Here is a 22241-nt window from a genome sequence, read left to right on the forward strand (position 1 = left end):
GCAACCAGCCCGAACAACTCGCGGAAGCGGCAACCACCGTCCTTGACTGGCTGGCCGACCGCAGCCTCCACACCCCCACCACCTGAGAACCAACCGGGAACATTGGTCCCGATCGCGCCGCGTTCCTCCTGGCCTCGGAGGTTCGTCGGGCGGCGCGTGACCGGATGCTTACCAGGGCGGCCTGCGCCGAGCGGATGACCGCGAGACACGGGCCGCCCTTCCTTGCTGCTCTGTGGCATTCCCATGGCTTAACCGGAGCACCGGTGTCTCAGCAGCAGGTATCCCCGCCTGTGACGCGGGGGTCGGGCAGGACGAGGTCCCGTTCGACGGCGTCACCGACGCCGGTGTTCACGCTGTACCCACTGGTTGGCGGCACCTGGTGCACTGCATCGCAGGGCCGGCCACCACCGGCCCTGCCCGAATCGGTCCGCGACGATCAGCCGCGGGGTCCACGCGTTGGGGACGAGGATCTCGCAACCGAGGTACGGCCCGAGCGCCGGTACAGCAGACGTGGGAGATCAAGGGAGTCCGCATTTTCGTCGACGCCCAGCGCCACGTGCAGCAGCAATGCGTCGCAGTCTGTTCCTTCCGCCCTGCGCTTGACCACGGAGTGAACACTCATGTTCAATTCGAGTCGAGGATGTTAACTACAAAGCACTCATGACCAACAGAGAGCGCGTGCGTGCGATCCACGTACGGCCACCACGGGGAGGCCACGCCCGTGAGCGCGACCGAGAAGAGGATCACGGCTGCGGCCATCCGGTTGTTCGCCGAGCGGGACAAGCCCGACCTCACGATGAGCGAGCTGGCATCCGAGGCGCAGGTCGCGCGCGGCACGCTCTACCAGAGGGTCGACTCGATCGAGCAGTTGTTCACGACCGTGGTCGAGAACATGACCCGCGAACTGCACGCCAAGATCGGCGCGGTCGTCGCGGGCACCGCCGACACCGACCCGGCGGCCCGACTCGCCACGGGGCTGCGACTGTTCGTCCGGCTCTCCCACGAGGACCGGGCGATCGGCAGGTTCCTGGTCCGCTATGCCCTCACCGACGAACATCTGCGGACGCTGCTGAGCGGTCCGCCCATGAAGGACCTCGCCGAGGGAATCGCCTCCGGGCGCTACGACATCACGGAGGCGAAGACACTGAGCGTGGCCGGATTCATCAGTGGTACGACCGTCAGCGCGATGTGGATGGTCCTCGACGGCCACCAAGGCTGGCGTGAAGCCGGCAGCGCGGCCGCCGAGTTGATGCTGCGAGCCCTCGGCATCGCACCGGACGAGGCGCAGCGTCTCGCCTCGATGGATCTGCCCGCTCTGCCGCAAGGCTGAGCACCCCCGACAGACGTGGAGACGTGGAGGGCCGCCGTGCATCAGACGACTCCGCAATCTGCGCGCCCCCATCCCAGCGCGAAAGCGATCAAGCTCGCGCATCTGATCTTCCACCGGCCCGACCCGGATCCGGCGAAGACCTTCCTCCGCGACTTCGGCCTCACTGTCGTGGATCGAAGCCATGAACAGACCCTGGCCCGAGCCGCGGACGAGTCGTCGTACTGCTACCGAGTCCACCGGACCCAGGAGGAGCGCCTCGTCGGGCTCGAGGCGGTGTGGAGCCAGGCGACGGTCGTGCCGCTCCCGGACCGTGCGCCGATGACACTGAACGTCGGTGGCCGACGACCCCGCATCAACGCCGATCAGTGGCCCGCGATGGAACCGCTGCGCATCGTCGAACACTACGCCGACGCAACGTCTCGACCTCCGATATCCCGAACGCTTGTCACCCCGCCTGCATGGCCGACTTCGTCCAGTGCACGTCCGATATCCGCATCCCGTACTCGATGAACAGAGAGTGGGAAGACATGGCAACCACCGTGGTGCGCTACGCCACCGACAGCCCGGCGTGTTGGGGCGTCCTGCGCGACGACAGAATCACCCCGTTTCCCGGCGGGTTCGGGACGATGGGCGAGCTCGTCGAGCTCACAACCACCGCCGAACTGGCCGCGTTGGACGGCGAGATGGTCGACGTCAACGAGGTCCAGTTGCTGTCGCCGGTGACCCGCCACCGGCGGTTCGTGTGCCTTGGCGCCCAATACCGGCAGCAAGTGGTCGAGTCGGGCATCACCAGCCGAGACGGCCGAATCGGCTTCGGCGTGCAGCGCAACCACCGCCTCGTCGAGGGAGGCCGGTCATGAGCGCGCGCCCGCGGGGCGTGGCGACCCTGGCCGACGTAGAGGCGATCGAGGCGCAGGGCTGGCCGCAGGACATGCCGGGCAGCACGTACGAGGCGATCCGGCGCACCGCGGACCGGACCCCCTCGGCGCCAGCCCTCAGTTTCTTCCTCACCACCGACCGGCACCGGACGCCCGAGACCTGGACGTATCAACAACTGCTCGGCGAGATCACCCGTGCCGCCAACGCCTTCCACTCCCTCGGCTCCGGCGAGGACACCGTCATCGCCTACATCCTGCCCAACCTTCCCGAGACGCATTTCGTCATCTGGGGCGGCCAGGCGGCCGGCATCGTGTTCTCCGTCAACCCGCTCCTGGAGCCCCAGGCCATCGCCGACCTGCTCCGGGCGGCGGGCGCCACGATCGTGGTCACACTGGCGCCGTTCCCGGGAACCGACACCTGGGAGAAAGTCGCCGGGGCCGTCGACCAGGTCGACTCCGTGCGGCATATCGTCCTGGTCGACCTGGCCGAGCATGTGCCCGGAACGTCGTCGGCTCCGTCGAGGGATACCGCACCGGTGATGTCCGGTATCGACGTGCACGACTTCACCGCCCTGCGAGCGGGGCAACCGGAGGATCACCTGGTCAGCGGCAGGGTCATCGCCCTGGACGACTTCTCGTCGTACTTCGGCACCGGTGGAACCACTGGCTTGCCCAAGATCGCGATGCGCACCCACCGCAACGAGGTCTCCGACGCCTTCAGCACCTCGTACCTGCTCTCCGGCATCGTCGGGGAAGGCAAGAACATCTTCTGCGGCCTGCCGATGTTCCACGTCAACGCTGTCCTCATGACCGGTCTCGTCCCCTTCTCGCAGGGCGCGCATGTCGTCCTCGGAACGCCACAGGGCTACCGGGCCGACGGCCTCTTCGCGGCCTTCTGGGACATCGTCCAGCACCACCGGATCCACTTCTTCTCCGGTGTGCCGACCATCTACGCCGCCCTGTTGGAACACTCCACGGACGGCTACGACCTCGGCTCTCTGGAGTACGGCATCTGCGGAGCAGCACCGCTCCCCGTGGAGTTGATGCGCCGGTTCGAGCGTTCGACGGGCGTGAAGATCCTCGAGGGTTACGGACTGACCGAGGGGACCTGCGTGTCCTCGGTCAACCCTCCACTCGGGGAACGCCGAACGGGCTCGATCGGTCTGCGCATCCCGTTCCAGAGGATGAAGGCCGTCGTGCTCGACGACGCCGGTGCGTATGTGCGCGACTGCGCGGTCGAGGAGACCGGGGCGCTGCTGATCAGCGGGCCCAACGTGTTCGCCGGGTACCGCGTGGCCGCGCAGAACGCGAACCTGTGGGTCGACACAGGCGACGGTGACCGGTGGCTCAACACAGGCGACCTCGGACGCCAGGACGCCGACGGCTACTCCTGGCTGACCGGGCGGAAGAAGGAACTCATCATCCGCGGCGGACACAACATCGACCCCTCGGTGATCGAGACACCACTGTACGCACACCCGGACGTGCAGTACGCGGCGGCCGTCGGCCGACCGGATCCGCGGGTGGGCGAACTGCCGGTGGTCTACGTCCAGCTCAAGGACGGCGCCACCGCAGACGAGAAAGACCTGCTCGCCTATCTGGACGAACGAATCGCGGAGCGCGCCGCCCGGCCCAAGGCCCTGCACATCATCGACAGCATGCCGATGACCGCGGTCGGCAAGCTGTTCAAGCCCGCCCTCGGCCGCCGCGAGACCGAGGCGGCCCTCACCGCGGCGCTGCGCGACGCGGGGTTCATGGACGCCGTCGTACGCAGGCACCCCGATCCGGACCTGCCGCAGAACGTGATCGCGACCCTGCCCGCCGGTGCGGACGTCGACTCCGCGGCCAAAGTGCTCGGGGCCTTCACCTTCCCGTTCACCATCACGACCGACTGACCAGTACACGATCAGAGCCCCGGCATATGACGGACGATCACCGCGCCATCCGCTTCCCCGCCGAAATCCTCAAGGAGTGGGCCGAGTCGGGCGTCGACCTCCCCTCCCTCTTCACCACCCCAACCTCGGCAGTCGCCTCGTCGCCACCATGCCCGTCGAAGGCAACACCCAGGTCTACGGCCTCCTCCACGGCGGCGCGTCCGCCGTCCTCGCCGAGTCCGTCGGCTCCTGCGGGCCCATACTCCACGCCGGCCCCAGCCGGTTCGCCGTCGGCATCGACCTCAACGCCACCCGCCACCGCTCCGCCCGCTCCGGCCTCGTCACCGGCGTCACCATCGCCCTGCACCGCGGACGCAGCAGCGCCACCTACGACATCGCCATCACCGACGAGGACAACTGCCGGATCTGCTCGGCACGGCTGACCTGCGCGGTCCGGAGGTTCGTACCCAACCGTCCAGACACTCGGCCGGTTGACGGACCGACACGGAGCAGTCACATACATCTCACAGACAGTTGACAGGTCATCCGTCTTCCGTGATTCTCGTGACCACAACAGGCTGCGCCGTCCGTGCCCGGCCCTTTCTCCGCATCGCCTCGTCCCACTCCTGTGGTGGACGCCGCGCATGCACGCGTCGCCCAGTCCCCCAGTGTCCGCGGCGTGGTCATCCACCTTCACCGCCCGGAGGTTTCCGTGCATCCTCATTTCTCCCCGGCTCCACCCCCCTCGGGTGAGGCACTGCAACACCACCTCGCCAAAGCCCTGAGCGAAACCACGCATCGCTCCCAGCGCGCCTTCGTCGTCGTCAACGCCGTCCCCTTCATGACCGGCATCGTGCTCTCCTGCTTCACGGACGTCCCCGCGGTCTCCGTGCACGGGCAACTGACCCTGGGCCTGGTGTGGGGCATCCTGCAGTGCGGACTGTTCGTCGCCAGCGCCTGGTGGTATGAGAGGCAGTCCACGCGGTCGGACGATCTCTTTGAGGAGTCACTGGCGCGATGACCCTGCACCTCTTGAGCGCCGACGTCCTCGATCCCATCGGCTCGGATGCCAGACGCCCCGTGATCCTCGCCTTCCTCATCTTCATCGGTATGTCTCTGCTGTGGCTCTTCACCCTCGCCACGGCAGAGGAGGACCATCCGGAGAGGCTCTACCTGGCCGACCGGTCCCTCTCCCCGGTCCTCAACGGGTTCGCCATGGCTGGCGAGCAGATCTCGGTCGTCACCCTGTTGGGGGCTTCCGGGGTGGTCGCCCTGTTCGGCTACGACGGGTTCACCTTCGCCATCGACAGCCTCATCACGCTGGGCGTGCTGCTGGTCCTGGCGCAGAAGATACGCAACAGCGGCCGTTACACACTCGGCGGTTTGTTCTCCCTACGCGCTTCGGGTCCGGGGCCACGCATCGCCGCGGCCCTGGTGACGTTGGCCGTCACCCTTCCCATCCTGATGGTCCAGCTCCGCGCCGCCGGCATCAGCACGGCCGTCCTGATCGGCATGTCGAGCGACGGTGCCCAGAGGTTCTGCACGGTCGTGATGGGCTGTCTCGTCGCGTGCTTCGCCGCGGTGGCGGGCCTGAAGGGCACCAGCCTCATGCATGTCCTCAAGGTGCCGCTCACCTTGGTGACCCTCGCAGTGCTCACGGTGCTGGCCCTCAGGAAGTTCTCATGGGACCCCATGGGCCTCCTCTCGGCCGCCGTCACGAACAGTGTGGCACCGGACCGCTATCTGAGCCCCGGCATGTGGCCGTACACGGCGAGCCTCGGCTCGCTCAACACCTTCGGCAACCACATCGTCTTCATCCTCGGTACGGCCGTGATGCCCCATCTGATTCTGCGCGTCAGCGCCTCCCGGTCCGGCCGCTCGGCGCGGCGGTCCATGAGCATCGCCACGGGACTGGTCGGGGTCTTCATCCTCTTGCTGGTCACGACGGGTTTCGCGGCCGCCGCCGTGGTGGGCGGTGCCGAGATCGGCATCTTCGACCCCTCCGGGCTGTCGTCTCCCGTCCTGCTGGCCTCGGGCGTCCTGGGAGACGGTTCAGCGCGCGTCGCGCTCATCACGTCGGTGGCCTGTGTCGTGTTCACCGCCGTCCTCACGACGGTGACGAGCGTGACCTTCGCCGCTGCGGTCTCCTTCGCGCACGACGTGTTCGGGCGCGGCAAGCGGCCTCGTACCGACAGCGGAGAAGCACGGGCGCTGCGCGTGGCGGCCGTCCTGGTGTGCGCCGTGGGCCTGTCGCTGGCCGCCGCCACGATGCGCTATCCGACCGAGTTCCTGGCAACCTTCGCGATGAGTGTCGCCGCCTCGTGCATCTTCCCCGCGCTGGTCTACTCCTTCTTCTGGCACAGGTTCAACCGCACCGGCCTGCTGTGGTCCGTCTACGGCGGACTGGTGCTCAGCGTGGTCCTCACGATCCTCTCACCCACCGTCTCGGGCAGTGAGTTCGCAGTGTGGCCGGACGCGAGCTTCGATCTGTATCCGTTCCAGACCCCGGGCCTGGTCACGGTGCCTGCCGCGTTCCTCCTTGGCTGGCTCGGCAGCATCGCCTCGCCGGAGCGCTCGCCGTCCGATTTCCGGCATGTCGAGCACAAATTGCTGACGGGTCGGGAAGTCGGGCCGTCGGCCCACTGAACGGCGAAGGGGACGCCGTCCTTGCGCGGACGGCGTCTCCTTTGCCGTTCTCGGTCAGCCTCCGGTGAATCCGGGGTGTGCTTGTCGACGAAGGCCTTGACGCCTTCACGGAAGTCGGTGGTGCCGAACATCAGCCGGTAGCCACGTCGTTCGAGACGCGGCCCCGCGTCCAGCGGGGCGTCGAGCCCCTGCCGTACGACCTCCTTGAGCGGCCGGACCGCCGGTGGGGCCTTGCCGGCCACCGCTTCGGCGAGTTCCAAGGTCCGCGGCAGCGCGTCGCCTTCCACCGCCTCGGACACCAGACCCATCTTCTGTGCCTGCCGAGCTGGCACGAGCGGACCCGCGACCAGCATGCACGACGTGTTGAGGCGGCCTACGACACGGGGGCAGCCGCTGAGTGTCGCCCGCGCCGAGGATCAGTCCAAGGTTCGCCTGGAGCTGGCCGAACCTGGCGCGGTCGGAGGCGACGACGAAGTCGCACTGAAGCGCGTGCTCGCAGCGCGAACCCCTTGACGGCGGCGATCACGGGCTTGGGAAAGTCGGCGGTGGCGGTAGTGGTGTACGCCCGCATGGCGCCTACGACTTGAGGTCCGGCAAGTAGAGATAGCCCTCCGCGTCCAGGCGGCCCACGTCGCCTGTGGCGACCCAGCCGTCCGGACGGTCTCCGCGGTCGCGTCCGGCCTGTTGTGGTACTCCCGCTTGGACACCCGGCGGCCGGGGCTGCCCGCTGTGCACCCACAGTTCGCCCACCTGCCCAGGCTCGACCTCCCGGAGCGTGTCGTCGAGCTACCGGACCTCCACGCCCGGCACTACCCGGCCGACGGAGTCGGGGCGGGTGAAGTGCTCGTCGGGGCCCAGGCTCGCGACCAGGCCGACCTCGGTCATGGCGTAGTACGCACCTCCGAACTGTCCCTGCTGACACGCCGTCGGCCGCGCTCGATGGCCCACACTCTCCAGGTCATCGGCGACCGGTGGAACTCACTGATCCTGCGCTCCAGCCTGCACGGCATCAAGCGGTTCGACGACTTCCCCACCGACCTGGGCATCGCCGAGAGCGTCCTGTCCCAGCGGCTCAGCCGACTGACAGAGCTCGGTGTGCTCACCCAGCGCGGCTACCAGGTCAACCCGCCGCGGCACGAGTACGTGTTCACCGAGAAGGGTCTCGCGCTGTACCCGATCTGCCTGTCGATGGTCGTGTGGGGCAAGCGGTGGCTGCCGTCCGACGGCGGTCCCGGCACGGTGCTGGAGCACAAGCCCTGCGGCCACAGCGTGGAGCCGGTGCTCGTCTGCGGGGCCCGCCAGGTGCACGTCTCCCCCGACACGATCACTTGAGGGGGCGGTACGCGCCGCGCGTACCGCCCCCTCTGACCCCCGGCCGATGTCTCAGCCGGCCGCCGCTTCTGCGGCCTGCTTCGCCGCGGTGTCCGGGGCGGTCGGCCGACGTCGGCGTATCACGGCGATGGTGAGCAGCAGCAGGCCCACGCCGAGCAGCGCCAGCGGTGTGACGGTCTTGAGCACCAGGAGCATGGTCCCGGTGGAGCTCGCCCGGTCGACAAGGTCCTTGTGGCTGGCCGGGGTGGCGGCCACGTTCAGGGCGAACACCGGCAACAGTGGGGTCTGGGCGCTTCCGGCGGCAGTGTTGGCCGTCACCTGCTGCCGCAACTGCGCGTCGATCACGATGCCGGTGTCCTGGTCCACAGCGAGGTCGGCCGTTGTGCTGACCGTGTAGGCCAGCGGGATCGGGTCCGGCAGGGTGGCCGCGTTGCGGCGGATCTCCGCTGCGGAGGCGGGGGGCAGCTGCGGCAGGAGTGAGACGGCGAGGGCCTTGGGCAGGGCGGGCGGCAGGGTGGCGAGCGTGGTCCGGTCCTTGAGCGCTCCGGTGACGGTCATCCGGTAGTTGTAGACGTCACGCCCGCGCATGTGATCCTTGCCCTTGAAGTCCACCCGCGTCGTCGACTGGGTCATGGGGTCGAAGTACGTGTAGCGGTCGTCGGCCTTGGGCGCGATCGGGAAGGCCACGGTCAGGCCCTTGGCCGGCTGTACGCCCTTCCAATTGGCCGGCGCGTCGGTGGCTTGCAGGTTGTCGCGGTCCACCGCGTACTTGAAGGAGCTCGGCATCTTGGTCTCGCCGACGCGCACGGTGGTGTCGTCGGCGATCAGGGCCTTGTCGCCCTTGGTCGTCACGACGTGGACCCGGCGGTCCACGGTGGCCGGCACGTCGGACACGAGCGCGTGTTCGACGTCGCCCGCGGCGAGAGCCTTGCTGTCGAGCAGGGTGGCGGTGCCGACGTACTTGAGGGTGACGTCGATGTCGTCGGGCAGCCGGGTCGCCCAGGGAACGATGAGCGGCCGGACCGTCGCGGCGAGGGCGATCAGTACGATCCCCAGCACGGCGAGCAGGATCGATGAACGGCGAAATGCCATGGGGTACCTCCTTGATGGGGGCATGCGCAGCCGGACCTGACGACCGGGACGGCCTCCGGCGGTGCTGAGCGGGTGAACCAGATGTGGTGAACCAGGGGCGCGGCGCGACCGGGATCCGGGGACGCGGGCCGCAGGCGGAGGCCGCGGAGGCACGGCTGAAGCCTTTGCGGACAGAGCTCAGCCGGCGAGAGGGGAGGGGAAGGGCTCAGGCAGGGGAAAGGGCTCAGCTCGATGCTGAACTGTCCGCCGAGTCGGCCAGGACGCGCGGGCCAAGGGGGTGGCGTCGCGATGATGGAGAAGGTGTCGGGGGGACGTTCTGCTCAGAGCCGGCCCATCCAGGCCTGGAAACGTCCGTGCGGGTCGTATGCGTCGCGCACCCTGTCGAGGCGGGCCATGGTGGCGTCGGCGGCGAACCTGGCCGGGCGTTGGCCGAGGTTCTCGTCTGCGAGTTGGGTGCCGCTGGCCAGGGGTTCCATGGCGGCCATGTTGGAGCGCGCCCAGTCGGCGTACTTGTCGTCGTCGGCTGGGTCCTGCCAGCTGGAGTAGCGGGTGAGGAAGACGTCGTCCTCCAGGCTGAAGGCCATGTCCGAGCGGGACGGCACGGCTCCCCAGTTCACCAGGAGCAACTGGGCGGGGTAGGGCGGCATGGCGTCGATGATGTCGAGCTCGCAGGATCGCAATCCGGCCGGAAGTGCCGCACCGGAACTCCTAGTGTCCGTGTTCAGGGCGCGAGTACGGGGTTGATGTCCATGTAGACGCGGTAATCGTGGACGAGGCCGCCTCGCACTCGGAACACGCTGCAGGCGGGCAACGTCAGTTCTTGCCCGTCGACACGCCGGTAGTGAACGTCGCTCGTGACCACGACGGCGCCGTCCTCGGGCTCCCAGACCTCGAACACCTCGTGACGGATCCCGGCGATGGAGGCGCCGGAGGCCTGCACCGTGGCGAGGAAACCGGCTCTTGTGGACGTGGGTTCGAAGTTCCCGAAACGGACGTGCACGTCCTCGGCGAGGACCGTGTCGATGACGGCTTCGAGATCGCCGTTGTCGATGGCATCGAGCACGGAACGAGCTGTGTCCGTCGGGGCGCGATGGATCGTCGTCATGTTCGACTTCCTTGTCGAAGAGTTGATGGAGCGTTCAAGAGGGGAGAAGAGGGCCGCGGGGCCGCATGCCGCAGACGAAGAACTGCGTGTGCATCACCAAAGCATCCGTCAGTCGACGCGTCAACAAAATCTCGATATCCTTTCCTCGAATCGTTATCGATTCCTCAGTGAGCCCATGCCCGACACGAGCGAGGAAGCAATTGCCTGCGTCAACTCGAACCGAAGCCGTCCACGATGTCCTCCGTGCCGAGTTACTGCGGGGTGAGCTGATCCCCGGGCAGAAGCTGCGGATGGTCGAACTCGCCGCGCGGTTCGGGGTGAGCCAGTCGGTCGTGCGGGAGGCGGTGACCAGGCTGGCCGAGCAGGGGCTCGTGATCTCCACGCCCCAGCGCGGCTTCCGGGTGCGGGAGCTGTCGGTCGAGGACATCGCACACCTGACCGAGACCCGGGTTCAGATCGAGTCGATCGCCCAGCGGATGTCGATCGAACGGGGCGACGTGCGGTGGGAGACGGAGGTGCTCGCCGCGCATCACATTCTTGAGCGCACTCCTTTGACCAAGGACGAGGACGACACCACGGTCAACGAAGCATGGGTGGTGCACCACCGTGACTTCCACCGCGCCCTGATCGCCGGATGCGGCAACCCCCGACTGGAGACGATCGCCCAGTCCCTGTGGGACAGCGCTCAGTTGTACCGGCGGTGGTACTGGGTGCTGAGCGACGACCATCACCGCGACATCGCGGCAGAGCACAGGCGACTCAAGGAGTTCGCGCTCGCCCGCGAGGCAGACACCGCCATCGAGGTGCTCACCGAGCACATCGAGCGGGCACCTCGGAAGCTGGCCGAGTACGCACGCGAACACGGCGTGGACCATCTCCATCAGCCTGGCGCCGCCGACTGACGACCGCGGGGCGGGCCGCACGGGGCCTGCGTCACCCCTCTCCCGACAGGCAGCGGCTTGCGCAGCCCGGCCATCACCTGATCTTTTTAGTTGACGCTTCAATTATCATGGGCCATCCTTGATACGTCAACAATTGGTGTCCCGAAGTCGCCCGCGGGTGCAGCTACTCACGAAGGAACCCAGCCATGTCTGATCTCGTTTTCGGTCTGGACACGTTCGGCGATGTGCCGGAGGACGACTCCGGTACCCCGGTGTCCGACGCGCGGGCCATCCGGCAGGTCGTGGACGAGGCCGTTCTCGCGGAGGAAACCGGTGTCGACGTCCTCGCTCTCGGTGAGCACCACCGCCCCGAGTTCGCGATCTCCAGCCCAGAGACCGTTCTCGCCGGCATCGCCACCCGCACCGAGCGGATCCGCCTCTCCTCCGGTGTGACGGTGCTGAGCTCCGACGATCCGGTCCGGGTCTTCCAGCGCTTCTCGACCGTGGACGCGCTCTCCAACGGCCGGGCCGAGGTCATCCTCGGGCGCGGCTCCTTCACCGAGTCGTTCCCCCTCTTCGGCTACGACCTCTCCGACTACGACGTGCTGTTCGAGGAGAAGATCGAGCTCTTCGCCAAGCTGCTGGAGGAGAAGCCCGTCACCTGGAGCGGCACCAAGCGGGCTCCGCTCGACAACGCCGACGTCTTCCCCAAAACCGAAACCGGGCACCTGACCACCTGGGTCGGTGTCGGCGGCTCGCCCCAGTCGGTCATCCGGACCGCGCACTACGGCTTCCCGCTCATGATCGCCATCATCGGCGGCAGCCCGGAACGCTTCGCGCCCTACATCGACCTCTACCAACGCGCCACCGACAAGTTCGGCACCACCACCCACCCGGTCGGCATACACTCGCCGGGCTTTATCGCGGACACGGACGAGGAGGCCCGCGAGCTGCACTGGCCGCACTACAAGGTCATCCGTGACCGCATCGGCGCACTGCGCGGCTGGCCGCCGGTCCGCAAGGAGGAGTATACGGCCGAGATCGAGCACGGCTCCCTGTACATCGGCTCGCCCGAGACCGTCGCCCGCAAGATGGCCCGCGCCATCAAGGCGCTCGACGTCGGCCGGTTCGACCTCATCTACACCACCGGGGCACAGCCGATCAGCGCCCGGCTGCGCGCCGTCGAGCTGTACGGCACGAAGGTCCTCCCGATGGTCCGCGAAATTCTCGCCGGCTGACACCCCGAACGGAACAGACATGACCAGCACAGGCATAGGAACCATCGGCATCCTGGGCGCGGGAAAGGTCGGCACCGTGCTCGCACGGCTGGCCCGTACCGCCGGCTACCGCGTGCTCATCGCCGGCTCGGGCGACCCCTCCAAGATCGCCCTCACCGTCGAAGTCCTCGCCCCCGGCGCGGTCCCGGTCACTGCGGCTCAGGCGGCGGCGAAGGCGGACGTCGTCGTCCTGGCCCTCCCTCTCGGCAAGTACCGGAGCATTCCGGCCAAGGCTCTGGAGGGCAAGCTCGTCATCGACGCGATGAACTACTGGTGGGAAGTCGACGGCATCCGCGAGGACCTCACCGACCCGCGCACCTCGTCGAGCGAGATCGTGCAGGAGTTCCTCTCCGGCGCGCACGTGGTCAAGGCCTTCAACCACATGGGCTACCACGACCTGGAGGACGGGGCTCGGCCGGCGGGAACACGCGGACGCAAGGCGATCGCGCTCGCCGGTGACGAGCCTGAGGACCTGAGTCTCGTCGCGCGCCTCGTCGACGACTTCGGCTTCGACCCCGTCGTCACGGAACCACTCGCCGCAGGAGTACGGCTCGAACCGGGCACCGGGCCGTTCGGCGCCAACCTCGACGCCGAGGAGTTGCGAGCGATGCTCGACCGTTTCCCGGAGTCGGAGCGCGGACGGGCCGTCGCCGCCGCGCGGGCCGCCCTGTCGGAACCGGCGCCTGAGCCGTCGTAGGGGCATCGCTCGTGCCCCCTCCGACGCATTTACCTGATGCGCCATCTATTTTCATCTCGCTCAGGCAGCCGACTTCGTCCCGTAGGGCGGGGCCGGCGACGAGGCGTGCCGTCATCTGAAGCCGACTGTCGGCACTGCCGCCGCACTACGGCCACCGAACCACAGTTCCCCCGGATGGCGGGCCGGTGTTCCACCGGCCCGCCATCCGTGTGCCCTGCCCTGCGTATCGAGGACGCTCCGCCGACAACACGACCCGGCCACCCGCACGCTGGTCCCGCATCCTCTCGACCAGGTGAAACAGCTGCCGCTGATACTCCCGGAGATCTTCGCCGCTCCGGAACGGACGTGCCTGCCAGCCGCCCCCTCACTCCCACGGCGGCTCTGGCCTTCCCCGGATGCAGGCGAGCCCCTCTTTCTTTTTGTATTGACGATTGACAATTTAAATCGTGCCGCTGGACCGGTTGCGGGCGTTCATCCGCACGTTCATCCACGTGGCCGCCGAACATCCTGAGCTGCTGCGCCTGATGAACATCGAGGGCGGAGAGTCCAGCGAACGGCTGGACTACATCGTCGAGCGCTTCATCGAACCGCAGCTCACCCGCTTCCGGCACATCTGGCAAGAGCTGGCCGAGCGCGGGGAGGCCAGGGACGTGCCTCCCGAGGTGATGTACTTCCTGATCACCTCAGGGGGCGGATCGATGTTCGCCAGCCGAGCCCTGACCGAGAAACTCTTCACCAGCAGCCCGCTCGAACCACAGCACTACGCCGCGTACGCCGAGCAGTTCACCGATCTCCTCATGAGCGCCCTGAAGCACTGAACCGCTCGGCTCGGTGAGGGCCCGTTCGGCTCGGACGGATTCGCCAGTCCGGGTCGGCCCGCGGGCGCGCGGGCCGCCCTTTCGAAACCGGCGCCCGAGCCGTCGTAGGCCTCGGACGCCTCAGCCGCACCCGCCTCAACCCGTCCAATTGACACGTCACCTACCTTCCCCTAAATTAGATGACATATCAACCATCACATGCGGGACCGTCTCCGCGGGACCACATCACTCGATCACAAGAGGTACCTGTGAACGTCACTCTTTGGGCTGTCGCGGCCCTGCTCGCTCTGGTGTTCCTGGGGGCCGGCGCTGCAAAGCTCGCCCAGCCCAAGGAGAAGCTCGTCGCAACCCCTTCCATGGGCTGGGCCGAGGACTTCTCCCCAGCGATGATCAAGACGATCGGCCTCTTGGAAGTTCTCGCCGCGTTCGGGCTGATTCTGCCCGCGGCGGTGGACATCGCTCCGGACCTCGTACCGCTGGCCGCCTCCGGCCTGGCACTGACCATGTTCGGCGCCGGCATCACACACAGCCGGCGCGGGGAGCTCCAGTCGGCCGTCGTGAACGTGGTCCTGCTCGCCCTGACCGTCTTCGTGGCCTGGGGCCGCTTCGGTCCGCACGCCTTCTGACCACAAACAGACAGAGAAGAAACAGACAGCGAAGAGGAGAAGCACCCATGCCCGCGATCACCGTGGACAACGTCCTGGTTCTGCCGCGCCTGCCGGAGCTGGACCCGCCCGGCACCGCCTTCCGGCCCGTCCGCCGCCTGACGACCGCCCAGCACGACTTCGAGGGCGAGGGCTTCCCTGTCCGCCGTGCCTTCGCCGGAGTGCTGCCGACCGAGCTCGACCCGTTCATCCACATGGACCACATCGGCAAGGTCGAGCAGGCACCAGGAGAACCCCAGGGCACCCCGTGGCATCCGCACCGCGGCTTCGAGACCGTCACCTACCTCATAGACGGCGCCGTGGAGCACCAGGACTCCAACGGCGGCGGCGGCCTCATCACCGACGGCGACACCCAGTGGATGACCGCAGGCTCCGGCATCCTGCACATCGAGAAGCCGCCGGAGCGGCTGGTCCAAAGCGGCGGGGTGGCCCACGGCGTCCAGCTGTGGGTCAACCTGCCACGGGCCAAGAAGATGAGCCCGCCGCGCTACCAGGACATCAAGGGCAAGCACACCGGGCTGGTCACCACTCCGGACGGCGGTGCGCTGATCCGCGTGATCGCCGGGGACATCGCCGGGCACACCGGCCCCGGCATCACCCACACCCCGATCACCGTCGCGCATCTCACGATCGAGCCCGGCGCCCAGGTCGACCTGCCGTGGGACCCGGCTTACAGCGCACTGGTCTACGCGCTGGCGGGGCACGGCACGGTGGGCGTCGAATCCCGCCCCATCCAGGAGGGCCGACTCGCCATCCTCGGCTCGGGTGACGCACTGCGCCTGACGGCCGACCCCGCCCAGGAGTCCCGCTCCCCCCAACTGGAGCTCTTCGTGCTGGGCGGCCTCCCGATCCGCGAACCCGTCTTCCAGTACGGCCCGTTCGTGATGAACACGCGCGAAGAGGTGCAGCATGCCTTCGAGGACTACCAGGCGGGGCGTCTGGGCCTCATCCCCGCCCAACGCCTCCCCCACACGCCCTGAACCTTCGTGCGGGAAAGCCAGACCACTCACCGGCCAGGTGCGCACAGCCTCCCAAGTCCCCCACGTCGACGGGGATGCCCGGTGGTCTCCATCTCCAGCTTCAAAGCCAGTCCACGACCAGCCTGAGGGAGCGTTGAGATATGCCCAAGCAGCCGCACGAGTTGCTCTTCGGAAGTTTCATCACGCCGAGTGCCGACCGGGTCGATCAGGTCGTGGCGCTCACCCGGCTCTCGGAGCGGGCGGGGCTCGACATCGCCACCGACTCGTTGCCGGAGCCCTGGCAGTCGGGGTGGTCGAGCCAGGCGGTGCCGCCCTCCACGGTGCCGTCGAGGAACAGCTTGACGCCCGCCACTCGCCAGTGCCGTCCAGCGCGCCCCTGAAGGGCAATTAGCCGGCGCAGTTCTTCCTGGCCGGCGCCAGGCTGGCACCAGGGCGAGAGGCGCAACCGCAGCGGCAGGACGCTCTCGTCCTCGATGACGGTGAGCAGATCGAGCGCGTCGGGCGTCTCCAGATCCATGACGTGGCCACCGGTGAGGCCGGTGGCGGCCATGTCGGCCAGCAGGGCGAGCAGGTGCTTGCGGCGCTCGGCGGGAGCGGGCTGCGGGATAAGGGCGGCGACGGTCTCCATGGCGGCCTGCTCGACGAGGTGACCGGTGGGGCGCCCGTCGGAGTCGCAGACGATGGAGGCACCCTGGTCGAAGCGGCGTCGCCCGTCGACCCCGGCGGCACGCAGGGCCGCGGAGCCGGCGAGCGCGGAGTGAACGTCGTACAGCCGTAGGAAGGCGGGGATGTCGCCCACGACGTCGTCGATGAGGTGGCGGCTGATGGGGCCGCCCTCGAAGGTGTTGTGGTCGAGGTTCAGCCGGTGATCCATGTCCCGGGGACCGCCTGCCGGGCGGCCTCGCACAACGCGGCACGCAGCTGCTCCAGGGGGTTTTACAGCCGGATAGGTCGATGCCCTGGGCGAGTTCGAGACCCTTGACGACGTGGGTGTGCCCGTCGGTGAGGCCGGGGGTGAGGGTGGCGCCGCCGAGGTCGAGGACCTGGGTGCGGGGGCCGCGCCAGTGGCGCACGTCCGCCTCCTCGCCGACCGCCGCGACAGAGCCGTTTTTGACGGCGACGGCGGTCGCCAGGGGGCGCCGCGGGTCCAGGGTACGGACGGTGGCGCCGGCCAGCACGGTGTCGGCGTTGGTGAGGAGCACGTCGATCGCCTTTCGCCGCGGCTCGTACGGTCGTACGGGGGGGGTAGCGGGGTGCCTGGGTCAGTCGTCGGTGGCCGGCTCCGCGGCGAACGCCTCGTACACCTGCGGCCGGGTGCGGCGCAGCCGGTACGCGAGGGCGATACCGACGGCAAAGACCAACGGGACGGGCGCGAGGAGCGCCACGTTGGTGCCGGTCCCGGCGCCGGTCAGCAACTCGACCTTGTCGATGATCAGGTACAGCGCGGCGCCCATGAGCACGGCCCCGGCGATCGGGGTCACCACGGCCCGCCAGACTCCCTCGGTGTGACTGATGCGACGGAAGAAGACCGGGACGGCGGCCGCGGTCAGCACCTGAAGCAGCACGATGCCGACCACACCGGGGGTGTTCACCCACAGCAGCAGCCGCTCGTAGGGGTCGGCGCCTGCGGCGGCGAAGCCGAGGACCACCAGGGCCGCCAGCGCGGTCTGCAGGATTCCGGCGATGTGCGGCGAGCGGTGCCGCGGGTGCACCCGGCCCAGGGCCGCGGGCAGCACCCCCTCGTGGGCGAGGGCGTGGGTGTAGCGGTTGATGGCGTTATGGAAGGCGAGCAACGCGGCGAAGACGCTGGTGACGATGAGGACGTGCATCACATCCGCCGCCCAGCCGCCGACGTACCGGGTGGTGGCGGTGAAGAACAGCGCGGCGGGGTCCTCGGCGGCCGCGGCCATGACACCTTTCGCGCCGAATGCCTGCACGACGATCCACACGACGAAGGCGTAGAACAGGCCGAGGAAGCCGACGGCGGCGTAGGTGGCGCGGGGGATCGTCCGCTCCGGCCGACGGGCCTCTGACCGGTAGATGGCGGTGGACTCGAAGCCGATGAAGGCCGCGAAGGCGAAGGCGAGGAGGGCCCCGGTGCCGGGTGTGAAGGCGTTGTCGGGAGTGAAGGAGTCGAAGTGGATGCCCTGCGCGCCGCCGTCCGCCAGCACCCAGATGGCCAGGACCACGAGGATGCCGGCTTCGACGAGCAGCAGCACCCCCAGCAGGGCCCCGAAGTCGATGCTGCGGTACCCGGCGTACCAAACGGCCGCTGCACCGACGAGGGCGGCCACCGGCCAGGGCACACTGACTCCCCACAGGGCCTGCAGTGCATCGCGGACGGTGGTGGCCAGCAGTCCGTACAGACCGATCTGCATCGCGTTGTACGACAGCAGCGCGAGGGCGGCCGAGCCGACCCCCGCGGGCCGGCCGAGGCCGCGGGTGACGTACGCGTAGAAGGCGCCGCCGTTGCCGACGTACCGGCTCATGGTGGTGAAGCCCACCGCGAACAGGGCAAGGACGGCGCCGGCGATGAGGTAGCCGCTCGGCGCTCCGATGCCGCCCAGCAGGATGGCGAACGGAGCGACGCCGGCCATGACGGTGAGCGGGGCGGCGGCGGAGACAACGAGGAAGGTGATGTCACCGGTGCGGAGGGTGCCGGAGCGGAGCGAGGAGTCGGCTCCCGCGGCGACCGCGGGCTCGGGTCTGGTGGTCGAGGCCATGGCGGCGGGGCACCTTTCGGACGGCGTCGTTCGGCGGCAGGAGACCGCCCGGCGAGCTAAACCTAAAGCCTTTTGGTTTCGGTAACGTAGCCGTGTACCCCATCCCTGGGAAGACCCGAGTGGCAAACGATCAAGGAGAACGACGCATGGGGCGGCCGAGCAAGGCCCTGATCGACAGGGAGCGCATCGGCTCCGCCGCGCTCGAACTCGTCGACCGCGACGGCGACTTCAGCGTCCCGCAGATCGCCAAAAAGCTCAGCGTCCAGACCGGCTCGATCTACCACCACGTCGACGGCCGGGCCGGCATCGTCGAACTGATCCGGCTGCGCGTCACGGGCGCCATCGACCCGGCCACCCTCGACCTGCGCCCCTGGGACACCGCCCTCACCGCCTGGGCACGCTCCTACCGGGCCGCCTTCGCCGCCCACCCCCGCACCATCCCGCTGCTCGCCACGGCGCCCGTCCGCGCACCCCGCGCGCTGGCCCAGTACGAGCGGGCGGTCGCTCTGCTGGTGGACGCGGGCTTCGCCAAGAACCGCGTCATGGCGGTGCTCACCGCCTTGGACAACCTCGTCCTCGGTTCGGCGCTCGACCTGGCCGCGCCCGAAACCATGTGGGAACCCGACCCCGACGGGACAACCCCGCTGCTCGCTCAGGCGCTGGCCGCCGTCGGCCCCGACCGCGCCGACGCCGCGTTCGACCTGGCGCTGGAAGGCTTCCTGATCCACTGCCGCAGCCTGATCGCCTCCTGACGGCAGCGGAACCGGTCATTCTCCGGCGGCGCCTGGAGGCGACCACCGGCGGAACTCCCGCGGAGAGACACCGAATGCTGCCTTGAAGACTCTGCCGAAGTAACTCGGGTCGGTGATGCCCCAGCGGGCTGCCACGGCGTAGGCCGGAAGGTGGGCCAGGCCGGGGTGGGCGAGGTCCTGGCGGATGCGGGCCAGGCGCCGTCGCCGGATGTGGTCGCCGAGTGTCTCGCCCCGCTGCTGGAACAGGGCGTGCAGGGAGCGGACCGAGATGTGGTGGGCGGCGGCGATCCGGGCGGGCGGGAGTTCCTCGGCCAGGTGCCGCTCGATGTGCTCCAGGATGTGTTTCAGCCGGTGCGCTTGAACCGGGGGCGTGTGTCGGCCGGCGTACTCGCGGACGAGCGTCCGGACGATGCCGGTCACGTGCTCGCCCATCTCCCCCTTCGACAGCGGTCCGAGACGATGACCGCGGTCGGCGAGTTCGACGAGCATCGAGGAGAGGATCCGGCCGCCGGGGGAACGGGTGAGCTCCTGGGCGACCATGGCGTCGGGGGTGTGCTGCAGGAAGGTGCTCGTGCTCGGGTCGAGTCTCATCAGCAACCAGCGGTAGTCGCGGCCGAGGTCGAGGCGGAACGGACGCCCGCCGCCGTAGAGGACGAAGTCTCCCGGGGACAGGGCGCATTGGCGGCCGCCCTGTTCGATGGTCACCTCTCCGGCCAGGAGCACGCCCAGCAAGGTGTCGACTCCCTCGGTGGCGACCGAGGCATGCGGTACGACCTGCGTCTTCTGCTCGCCGACGATGTCGCAGGTGGTGATCGCGCCGAACCGCTCGGGGCGCATTTCGGCGGCGTACGGCGACGCGGTCTTGACCAGCACGGCGTCGAACGCCACGGCCCGCTCGGAGGACGCGGTGTCCAGGTAGCCGAAGACGAGCGTGCCGTCCATCCGGGCTTCGAACGGCATCGGCTCCTCCTGTGCACTCCAGCACCAGAAGCGTGCGCTCTGGTGCCAACACCATCGCCGCAGTTGGCCGATAGTCCCACTCATCCGCAGTCCGCGGAAGTGGAGGGATATCACCACGTGGACGTACTCCTGGCAATTCTCACCCTCTTCGGCCTCTACGGGCTCACCACCCTCGGCATGGCTGTGACCTTCAGTGCGACCCGGGTGGTGAACCTCGCGCAAGGCGACTTCCTCATGATGGGGGCCTATACGGCGGCGGTCCTGACGGGTCCGGCGTTCGGCTGGCGGGTCGCGCTCGCCCTAGTGGCGAGTGCGCCGCTGTTGCTCCTGGTCGAACGGCTGCTGCTGCGGCGTCCCGGCGCGGACGGGCTGGCCACCATGCTCGTCACCTGGGGCGTCGGCATGGCGCTGCGGCAGGCGGCGGAGCTGCTGTTCACCTCGACGTCCCGGTCGGTCGGGGCGCCGGTCGGCGGGACAGTGTCGGTCCTGGGCACGCCCTATCCGGCGTACCGGCTGGTGTGCGGCCTGATCGCGGTGGCGGTCATCGGACTGGTGCTGCTCGCCGCCTACCGCACGGACTGGGGCCTGACCCTGCGTGCGGTGGCCGACAACCCGACCATGGCGGCGCTGCTGGGCACCGACCCGCGTCGGCTGCGCACGCTGGCGTTCCTGCTCGGTGGGCTGTTGGCCGTGCTGGCCGGGGCGCTGTACAGCCCGCTGCTCGCGGTCAACCCGACCATGGGCTTCGGCCTCCTGGTCCCCGTCTTCTTCGGCCTGCTGCTCAGCCGCCCCGGCGCGCTCGCCACGGCCGCGGTGGCTGCCCTGGCCATCGCCGCGCTGTCGGTACTGCTGCGCACGTGGCTGACCGACGTACTGGCCGAGGTCTTCTTCTACCTGATCATCGTCGCGATCGCGGCACTGCGCTCGCGTCCCTGGATTCGGAGGTACCTGTCATGGCTCACCCGTATACGCGTGTTGGCGCGGGCATCCTGACCGCCGCCGCTCTGCTGGCGGTGACCGGCTGCGGCGGTTCGGCGATCTCGGGCACCGGGAGCGACAAGGACAAGCCCTTGAAGGTCGGCCTCGTCGTGCCGCTCACCGGGCCCGTCTCCTCGACCGGCAAGGCCCTGCGCAATGCCTTCGAACTGGGCGTGAAGAAGGTCAACGACACCGGCGGGGTGAACGGCGCGAAGGTGAAGTACGTCGTCGTCGACGACCGGGGCGACGCGGCCACCTCGACGCAGCTGGCCCGCAGACTCGTCCAGCGGGACGAGGTATCGATGCTGTTCGGCACGATCACCGGGGACACGGCCGAGGCCGTGGCCGAGGTCGCCGACGACGCGAAGGTCCCGTTCGGTACGGCGATCCTCGGCGACGGCGGACAGTGTCGTCCCTACGCCTGGGGATTCGGCGAGAGCACGCGCCAACTGCTCACGCCGGCCGTCCCCGCGCTGCTCGAGAAATACGGGAAGAAGGTCGCGGTCGTCGGCTCGGACTACAACTTCCCGCACCACTATCTGGACGTCGCCAAGCAGCACGTGAAACGCGCCGGGGGCTCGGTCGTCACCGAGGAGTTCAGCCCGATCGGGCAGACTGACTGGCAGCCGGTGATCAAGCGGCTCAAGGCAGCCCGGCCGGATGTGCTGCTGACCATGGTCGTCGGCTCCGACGCGGTGTCGTTCAGCCAGCAGGCCAAGCAGTTCGGCCTGCTCACCCCCGAGCTCGGCTACGACGGCGCACCCCTGGACAGCGACTACTACTCCGCGGTCAGTGCCCTGGTGAACGGCCGCACGCACATCGTGCGCTGGACCGACAGGCTGGACGACCCCGCCAGCCGCGGCTTCGTGGCCGACTACCGCAAGGCGTACAAGTTCGACGGCCCGATGCCCGAGGTGGCGGGCAACGCCTACTTCGGCATCCAGTTCTTCCTGGCCGCCGCCGAGAAGGCCGGCAAAGCCGACGGCGAGGCGATCAACACCGAGATCGGACAACTGGCCTTCGACTCGCCGCTCGGCGAGAAGACCCGCTTCTCGGCGGCCAACCACCTCCTCCAGGCCGACATGCTCCAGGTGACGATCAAGCCGGGTGGGGCGTACGAGGTCAGCCGCACGCTCGGCCGCGTCGCGGACAGCACGCCCACGCCGGGGTGCGCGTGATCAGCCCGGGAAAGAGCGCCGACAAGCCGCTTCACGTGCCGCCGACGCCGTCCGCGCACGGCGTACGCCGTCGGC

The 22241-nt window shown here is 68.8% G+C and carries 20 protein-coding genes and 3 pseudogenes; 16 read left to right on the forward strand and 7 right to left on the reverse strand.

What is annotated here, in order from left to right:
* Positions 1–721 precede the first annotated feature (721 nt).
* The 6 genes and pseudogenes from ACFYXF_RS46930 to ACFYXF_RS46955 all read left to right on the forward strand — a co-directional run bounded on the left by ACFYXF_RS46930 (position 722) and on the right by ACFYXF_RS46955 (position 6728).
* The gene (locus ACFYXF_RS46930) at positions 722–1330 is read left to right on the forward strand and encodes a TetR family transcriptional regulator (protein WP_389359587.1); all 609 of its coding nucleotides are present in this window, start codon (positions 722–724) and stop codon (positions 1328–1330) included.
* Between the two features lie 458 nt (positions 1331–1788).
* Entirely contained in the window at positions 1789–2190 is a 402-nt protein-coding gene (locus ACFYXF_RS46935) for an Rv2993c-like domain-containing protein (protein WP_389359589.1), read from the forward strand.
* On the forward strand, positions 2187–4103 hold the full coding sequence (locus ACFYXF_RS46940; RefSeq protein WP_389359591.1) for an acyl-CoA synthetase: 1917 nt from the start codon (positions 2187–2189) through the stop codon (positions 4101–4103). The genes ACFYXF_RS46935 and ACFYXF_RS46940 overlap by 4 nt, the downstream gene beginning before the upstream one ends.
* A gap of 26 nt (positions 4104–4129) precedes the next feature.
* Positions 4130–4620: pseudogene (locus ACFYXF_RS46945) on the forward strand (hotdog fold thioesterase).
* Between the two features lie 174 nt (positions 4621–4794).
* Positions 4795–5103, forward strand: a complete 309-nt coding sequence (locus ACFYXF_RS46950; protein ID WP_389359593.1) for a hypothetical protein — start codon at positions 4795–4797, stop codon at positions 5101–5103.
* A complete protein-coding gene (locus tag ACFYXF_RS46955) occupies positions 5100–6728 on the forward strand; it encodes a transporter (protein WP_389359595.1) in 1629 nt (542 codons plus the stop codon). Before ACFYXF_RS46950 ends, ACFYXF_RS46955 begins: the two co-directional genes overlap by 4 nt.
* A gap of 80 nt (positions 6729–6808) precedes the next feature.
* On the opposite strand, the pseudogene ACFYXF_RS46960 reads toward ACFYXF_RS46955, so the two are convergent.
* Positions 6809–7105, reverse strand: a pseudogene (locus ACFYXF_RS46960) (enoyl-CoA hydratase-related protein); the annotation flags it as partial.
* Between the two features lie 352 nt (positions 7106–7457).
* On the opposite strand from ACFYXF_RS46960, the gene ACFYXF_RS46965 reads away from it, so the two are divergent.
* On the forward strand, positions 7458–8060 hold the full coding sequence (locus tag ACFYXF_RS46965; protein ID WP_389359597.1) for a winged helix-turn-helix transcriptional regulator: 603 nt from the start codon (positions 7458–7460) through the stop codon (positions 8058–8060).
* A gap of 51 nt (positions 8061–8111) precedes the next feature.
* On the opposite strand, the gene ACFYXF_RS46970 is transcribed toward ACFYXF_RS46965, so the two are convergent.
* The 3 genes from ACFYXF_RS46970 to ACFYXF_RS46980 form a co-directional block, all read right to left on the reverse strand.
* Entirely contained in the window at positions 8112–9152 is a 1041-nt protein-coding gene (locus tag ACFYXF_RS46970) for a porin PorA family protein (RefSeq protein WP_389359599.1), read from the reverse strand.
* Positions 9153–9472: 320 nt separating this feature from the next.
* Positions 9473–9799, reverse strand: a complete 327-nt coding sequence (locus ACFYXF_RS46975; RefSeq protein ID WP_389359601.1) for a hypothetical protein — start codon at positions 9797–9799, stop codon at positions 9473–9475.
* 74 nt (positions 9800–9873) lie between these two features.
* On the reverse strand, positions 9874–10257 hold the full coding sequence (locus tag ACFYXF_RS46980; protein WP_389359603.1) for a nuclear transport factor 2 family protein: 384 nt from the start codon (positions 10255–10257) through the stop codon (positions 9874–9876).
* A 200-nt stretch (positions 10258–10457) separates the two neighbouring features.
* On the opposite strand from ACFYXF_RS46980, the gene ACFYXF_RS46985 reads away from it, so the two are divergent.
* From ACFYXF_RS46985 to ACFYXF_RS47010, 6 genes and pseudogenes are all read left to right on the forward strand, one after another.
* A complete protein-coding gene (locus ACFYXF_RS46985; RefSeq protein ID WP_389359605.1) occupies positions 10458–11159 on the forward strand; it encodes a GntR family transcriptional regulator in 702 nt (233 codons plus the stop codon).
* A gap of 185 nt (positions 11160–11344) precedes the next feature.
* A complete protein-coding gene (locus ACFYXF_RS46990; protein WP_389359607.1) occupies positions 11345–12376 on the forward strand; it encodes an LLM class flavin-dependent oxidoreductase in 1032 nt (343 codons plus the stop codon).
* A gap of 16 nt (positions 12377–12392) precedes the next feature.
* Positions 12393–13112, forward strand: a pseudogene (locus ACFYXF_RS46995) (NADPH-dependent F420 reductase); the annotation flags it as partial.
* Between the two features lie 446 nt (positions 13113–13558).
* Positions 13559–13930, forward strand: coding sequence for a CerR family C-terminal domain-containing protein (locus tag ACFYXF_RS47000; protein WP_389359609.1), 372 nt, complete (start codon positions 13559–13561; stop codon positions 13928–13930).
* Positions 13931–14178: 248 nt separating this feature from the next.
* Positions 14179–14556 carry a DoxX family protein gene (locus ACFYXF_RS47005; protein WP_389359611.1) on the forward strand — a complete coding sequence of 126 codons (378 nt, stop codon included), beginning with the start codon at positions 14179–14181 and terminating at the stop codon, positions 14554–14556.
* 47 nt (positions 14557–14603) lie between these two features.
* The gene (locus ACFYXF_RS47010) at positions 14604–15575 is read left to right on the forward strand and encodes a pirin family protein (protein WP_389359613.1); all 972 of its coding nucleotides are present in this window, start codon (positions 14604–14606) and stop codon (positions 15573–15575) included.
* Positions 15576–15780: 205 nt separating this feature from the next.
* On the opposite strand, the gene ACFYXF_RS47015 is transcribed toward ACFYXF_RS47010, so the two are convergent.
* Entirely contained in the window at positions 15781–16449 is a 669-nt protein-coding gene (locus tag ACFYXF_RS47015; protein ID WP_389359615.1) for an amidohydrolase family protein, read from the reverse strand.
* 388 nt (positions 16450–16837) lie between these two features.
* Positions 16838–18298, reverse strand: a complete 1461-nt coding sequence (locus ACFYXF_RS47020; protein ID WP_389359617.1) for an APC family permease — start codon at positions 18296–18298, stop codon at positions 16838–16840.
* A gap of 146 nt (positions 18299–18444) precedes the next feature.
* Between ACFYXF_RS47020 and ACFYXF_RS47025 the strand changes: the two genes are divergently transcribed.
* Positions 18445–19050, forward strand: coding sequence for a TetR/AcrR family transcriptional regulator C-terminal domain-containing protein (locus ACFYXF_RS47025; RefSeq protein WP_389359619.1), 606 nt, complete (start codon positions 18445–18447; stop codon positions 19048–19050).
* Positions 19051–19065: 15 nt separating this feature from the next.
* On the opposite strand, the gene ACFYXF_RS47030 is transcribed toward ACFYXF_RS47025, so the two are convergent.
* Positions 19066–20010: a helix-turn-helix domain-containing protein gene (locus ACFYXF_RS47030; RefSeq protein ID WP_389359621.1), complete on the reverse strand. Its 945-nt coding sequence runs from the start codon at positions 20008–20010 to the stop codon at positions 19066–19068.
* 117 nt (positions 20011–20127) lie between these two features.
* Between ACFYXF_RS47030 and ACFYXF_RS47035 the strand changes: the two genes are divergently transcribed.
* Positions 20128–21003, forward strand: a complete 876-nt coding sequence (locus ACFYXF_RS47035) for a branched-chain amino acid ABC transporter permease (protein WP_389359623.1) — start codon at positions 20128–20130, stop codon at positions 21001–21003.
* Positions 20964–22166, forward strand: coding sequence for an ABC transporter substrate-binding protein (locus ACFYXF_RS47040; protein WP_389359625.1), 1203 nt, complete (start codon positions 20964–20966; stop codon positions 22164–22166). The genes ACFYXF_RS47035 and ACFYXF_RS47040 overlap by 40 nt, the downstream gene beginning before the upstream one ends.
* The last annotated feature ends 75 nt before the right edge of the window (positions 22167–22241 follow it).

Source organism: Streptomyces sp. NPDC002680, assembly GCF_042889145.1.
Taxonomy (GTDB): Bacteria; Actinomycetota; Actinomycetes; order Streptomycetales; family Streptomycetaceae; genus Streptomyces; species Streptomyces adonidis.

What these genes read in the sequence shown, in the direction of transcription:
- ACFYXF_RS46975 (WP_389359601.1), bottom strand. Translation starts at nt 9,799, where the DNA reads ATGCCGCCCTACCCCGCCCAGTTGCTCCTGGTGAACTGGGGAGCCGTG.
- ACFYXF_RS47020 (WP_389359617.1), bottom strand. Translation starts at nt 18,298, where the DNA reads ATGGCCTCGACCACCAGACCCGAGCCCGCGGTCGCCGCGGGAGCCGAC.
- ACFYXF_RS47025 (WP_389359619.1), top strand. Translation starts at nt 18,445, where the DNA reads ATGGGGCGGCCGAGCAAGGCCCTGATCGACAGGGAGCGCATCGGCTCC.
- ACFYXF_RS47010 (WP_389359613.1), top strand. Translation starts at nt 14,604, where the DNA reads ATGCCCGCGATCACCGTGGACAACGTCCTGGTTCTGCCGCGCCTGCCG.
- ACFYXF_RS46955 (WP_389359595.1), top strand. Translation starts at nt 5,100, where the DNA reads ATGACCCTGCACCTCTTGAGCGCCGACGTCCTCGATCCCATCGGCTCG.
- ACFYXF_RS46935 (WP_389359589.1), top strand. Translation starts at nt 1,789, where the DNA reads ATGGCCGACTTCGTCCAGTGCACGTCCGATATCCGCATCCCGTACTCG.
- ACFYXF_RS46940 (WP_389359591.1), top strand. Translation starts at nt 2,187, where the DNA reads ATGAGCGCGCGCCCGCGGGGCGTGGCGACCCTGGCCGACGTAGAGGCG.
- ACFYXF_RS46990 (WP_389359607.1), top strand. Translation starts at nt 11,345, where the DNA reads ATGTCTGATCTCGTTTTCGGTCTGGACACGTTCGGCGATGTGCCGGAG.
- ACFYXF_RS46970 (WP_389359599.1), bottom strand. Translation starts at nt 9,152, where the DNA reads ATGGCATTTCGCCGTTCATCGATCCTGCTCGCCGTGCTGGGGATCGTA.
- ACFYXF_RS46980 (WP_389359603.1), bottom strand. Translation starts at nt 10,257, where the DNA reads ATGACGACGATCCATCGCGCCCCGACGGACACAGCTCGTTCCGTGCTC.
- ACFYXF_RS47015 (WP_389359615.1), bottom strand. Translation starts at nt 16,449, where the DNA reads ATGGATCACCGGCTGAACCTCGACCACAACACCTTCGAGGGCGGCCCC.
- ACFYXF_RS47040 (WP_389359625.1), top strand. Translation starts at nt 20,964, where the DNA reads ATGGCTCACCCGTATACGCGTGTTGGCGCGGGCATCCTGACCGCCGCC.
- ACFYXF_RS47030 (WP_389359621.1), bottom strand. Translation starts at nt 20,010, where the DNA reads ATGCCGTTCGAAGCCCGGATGGACGGCACGCTCGTCTTCGGCTACCTG.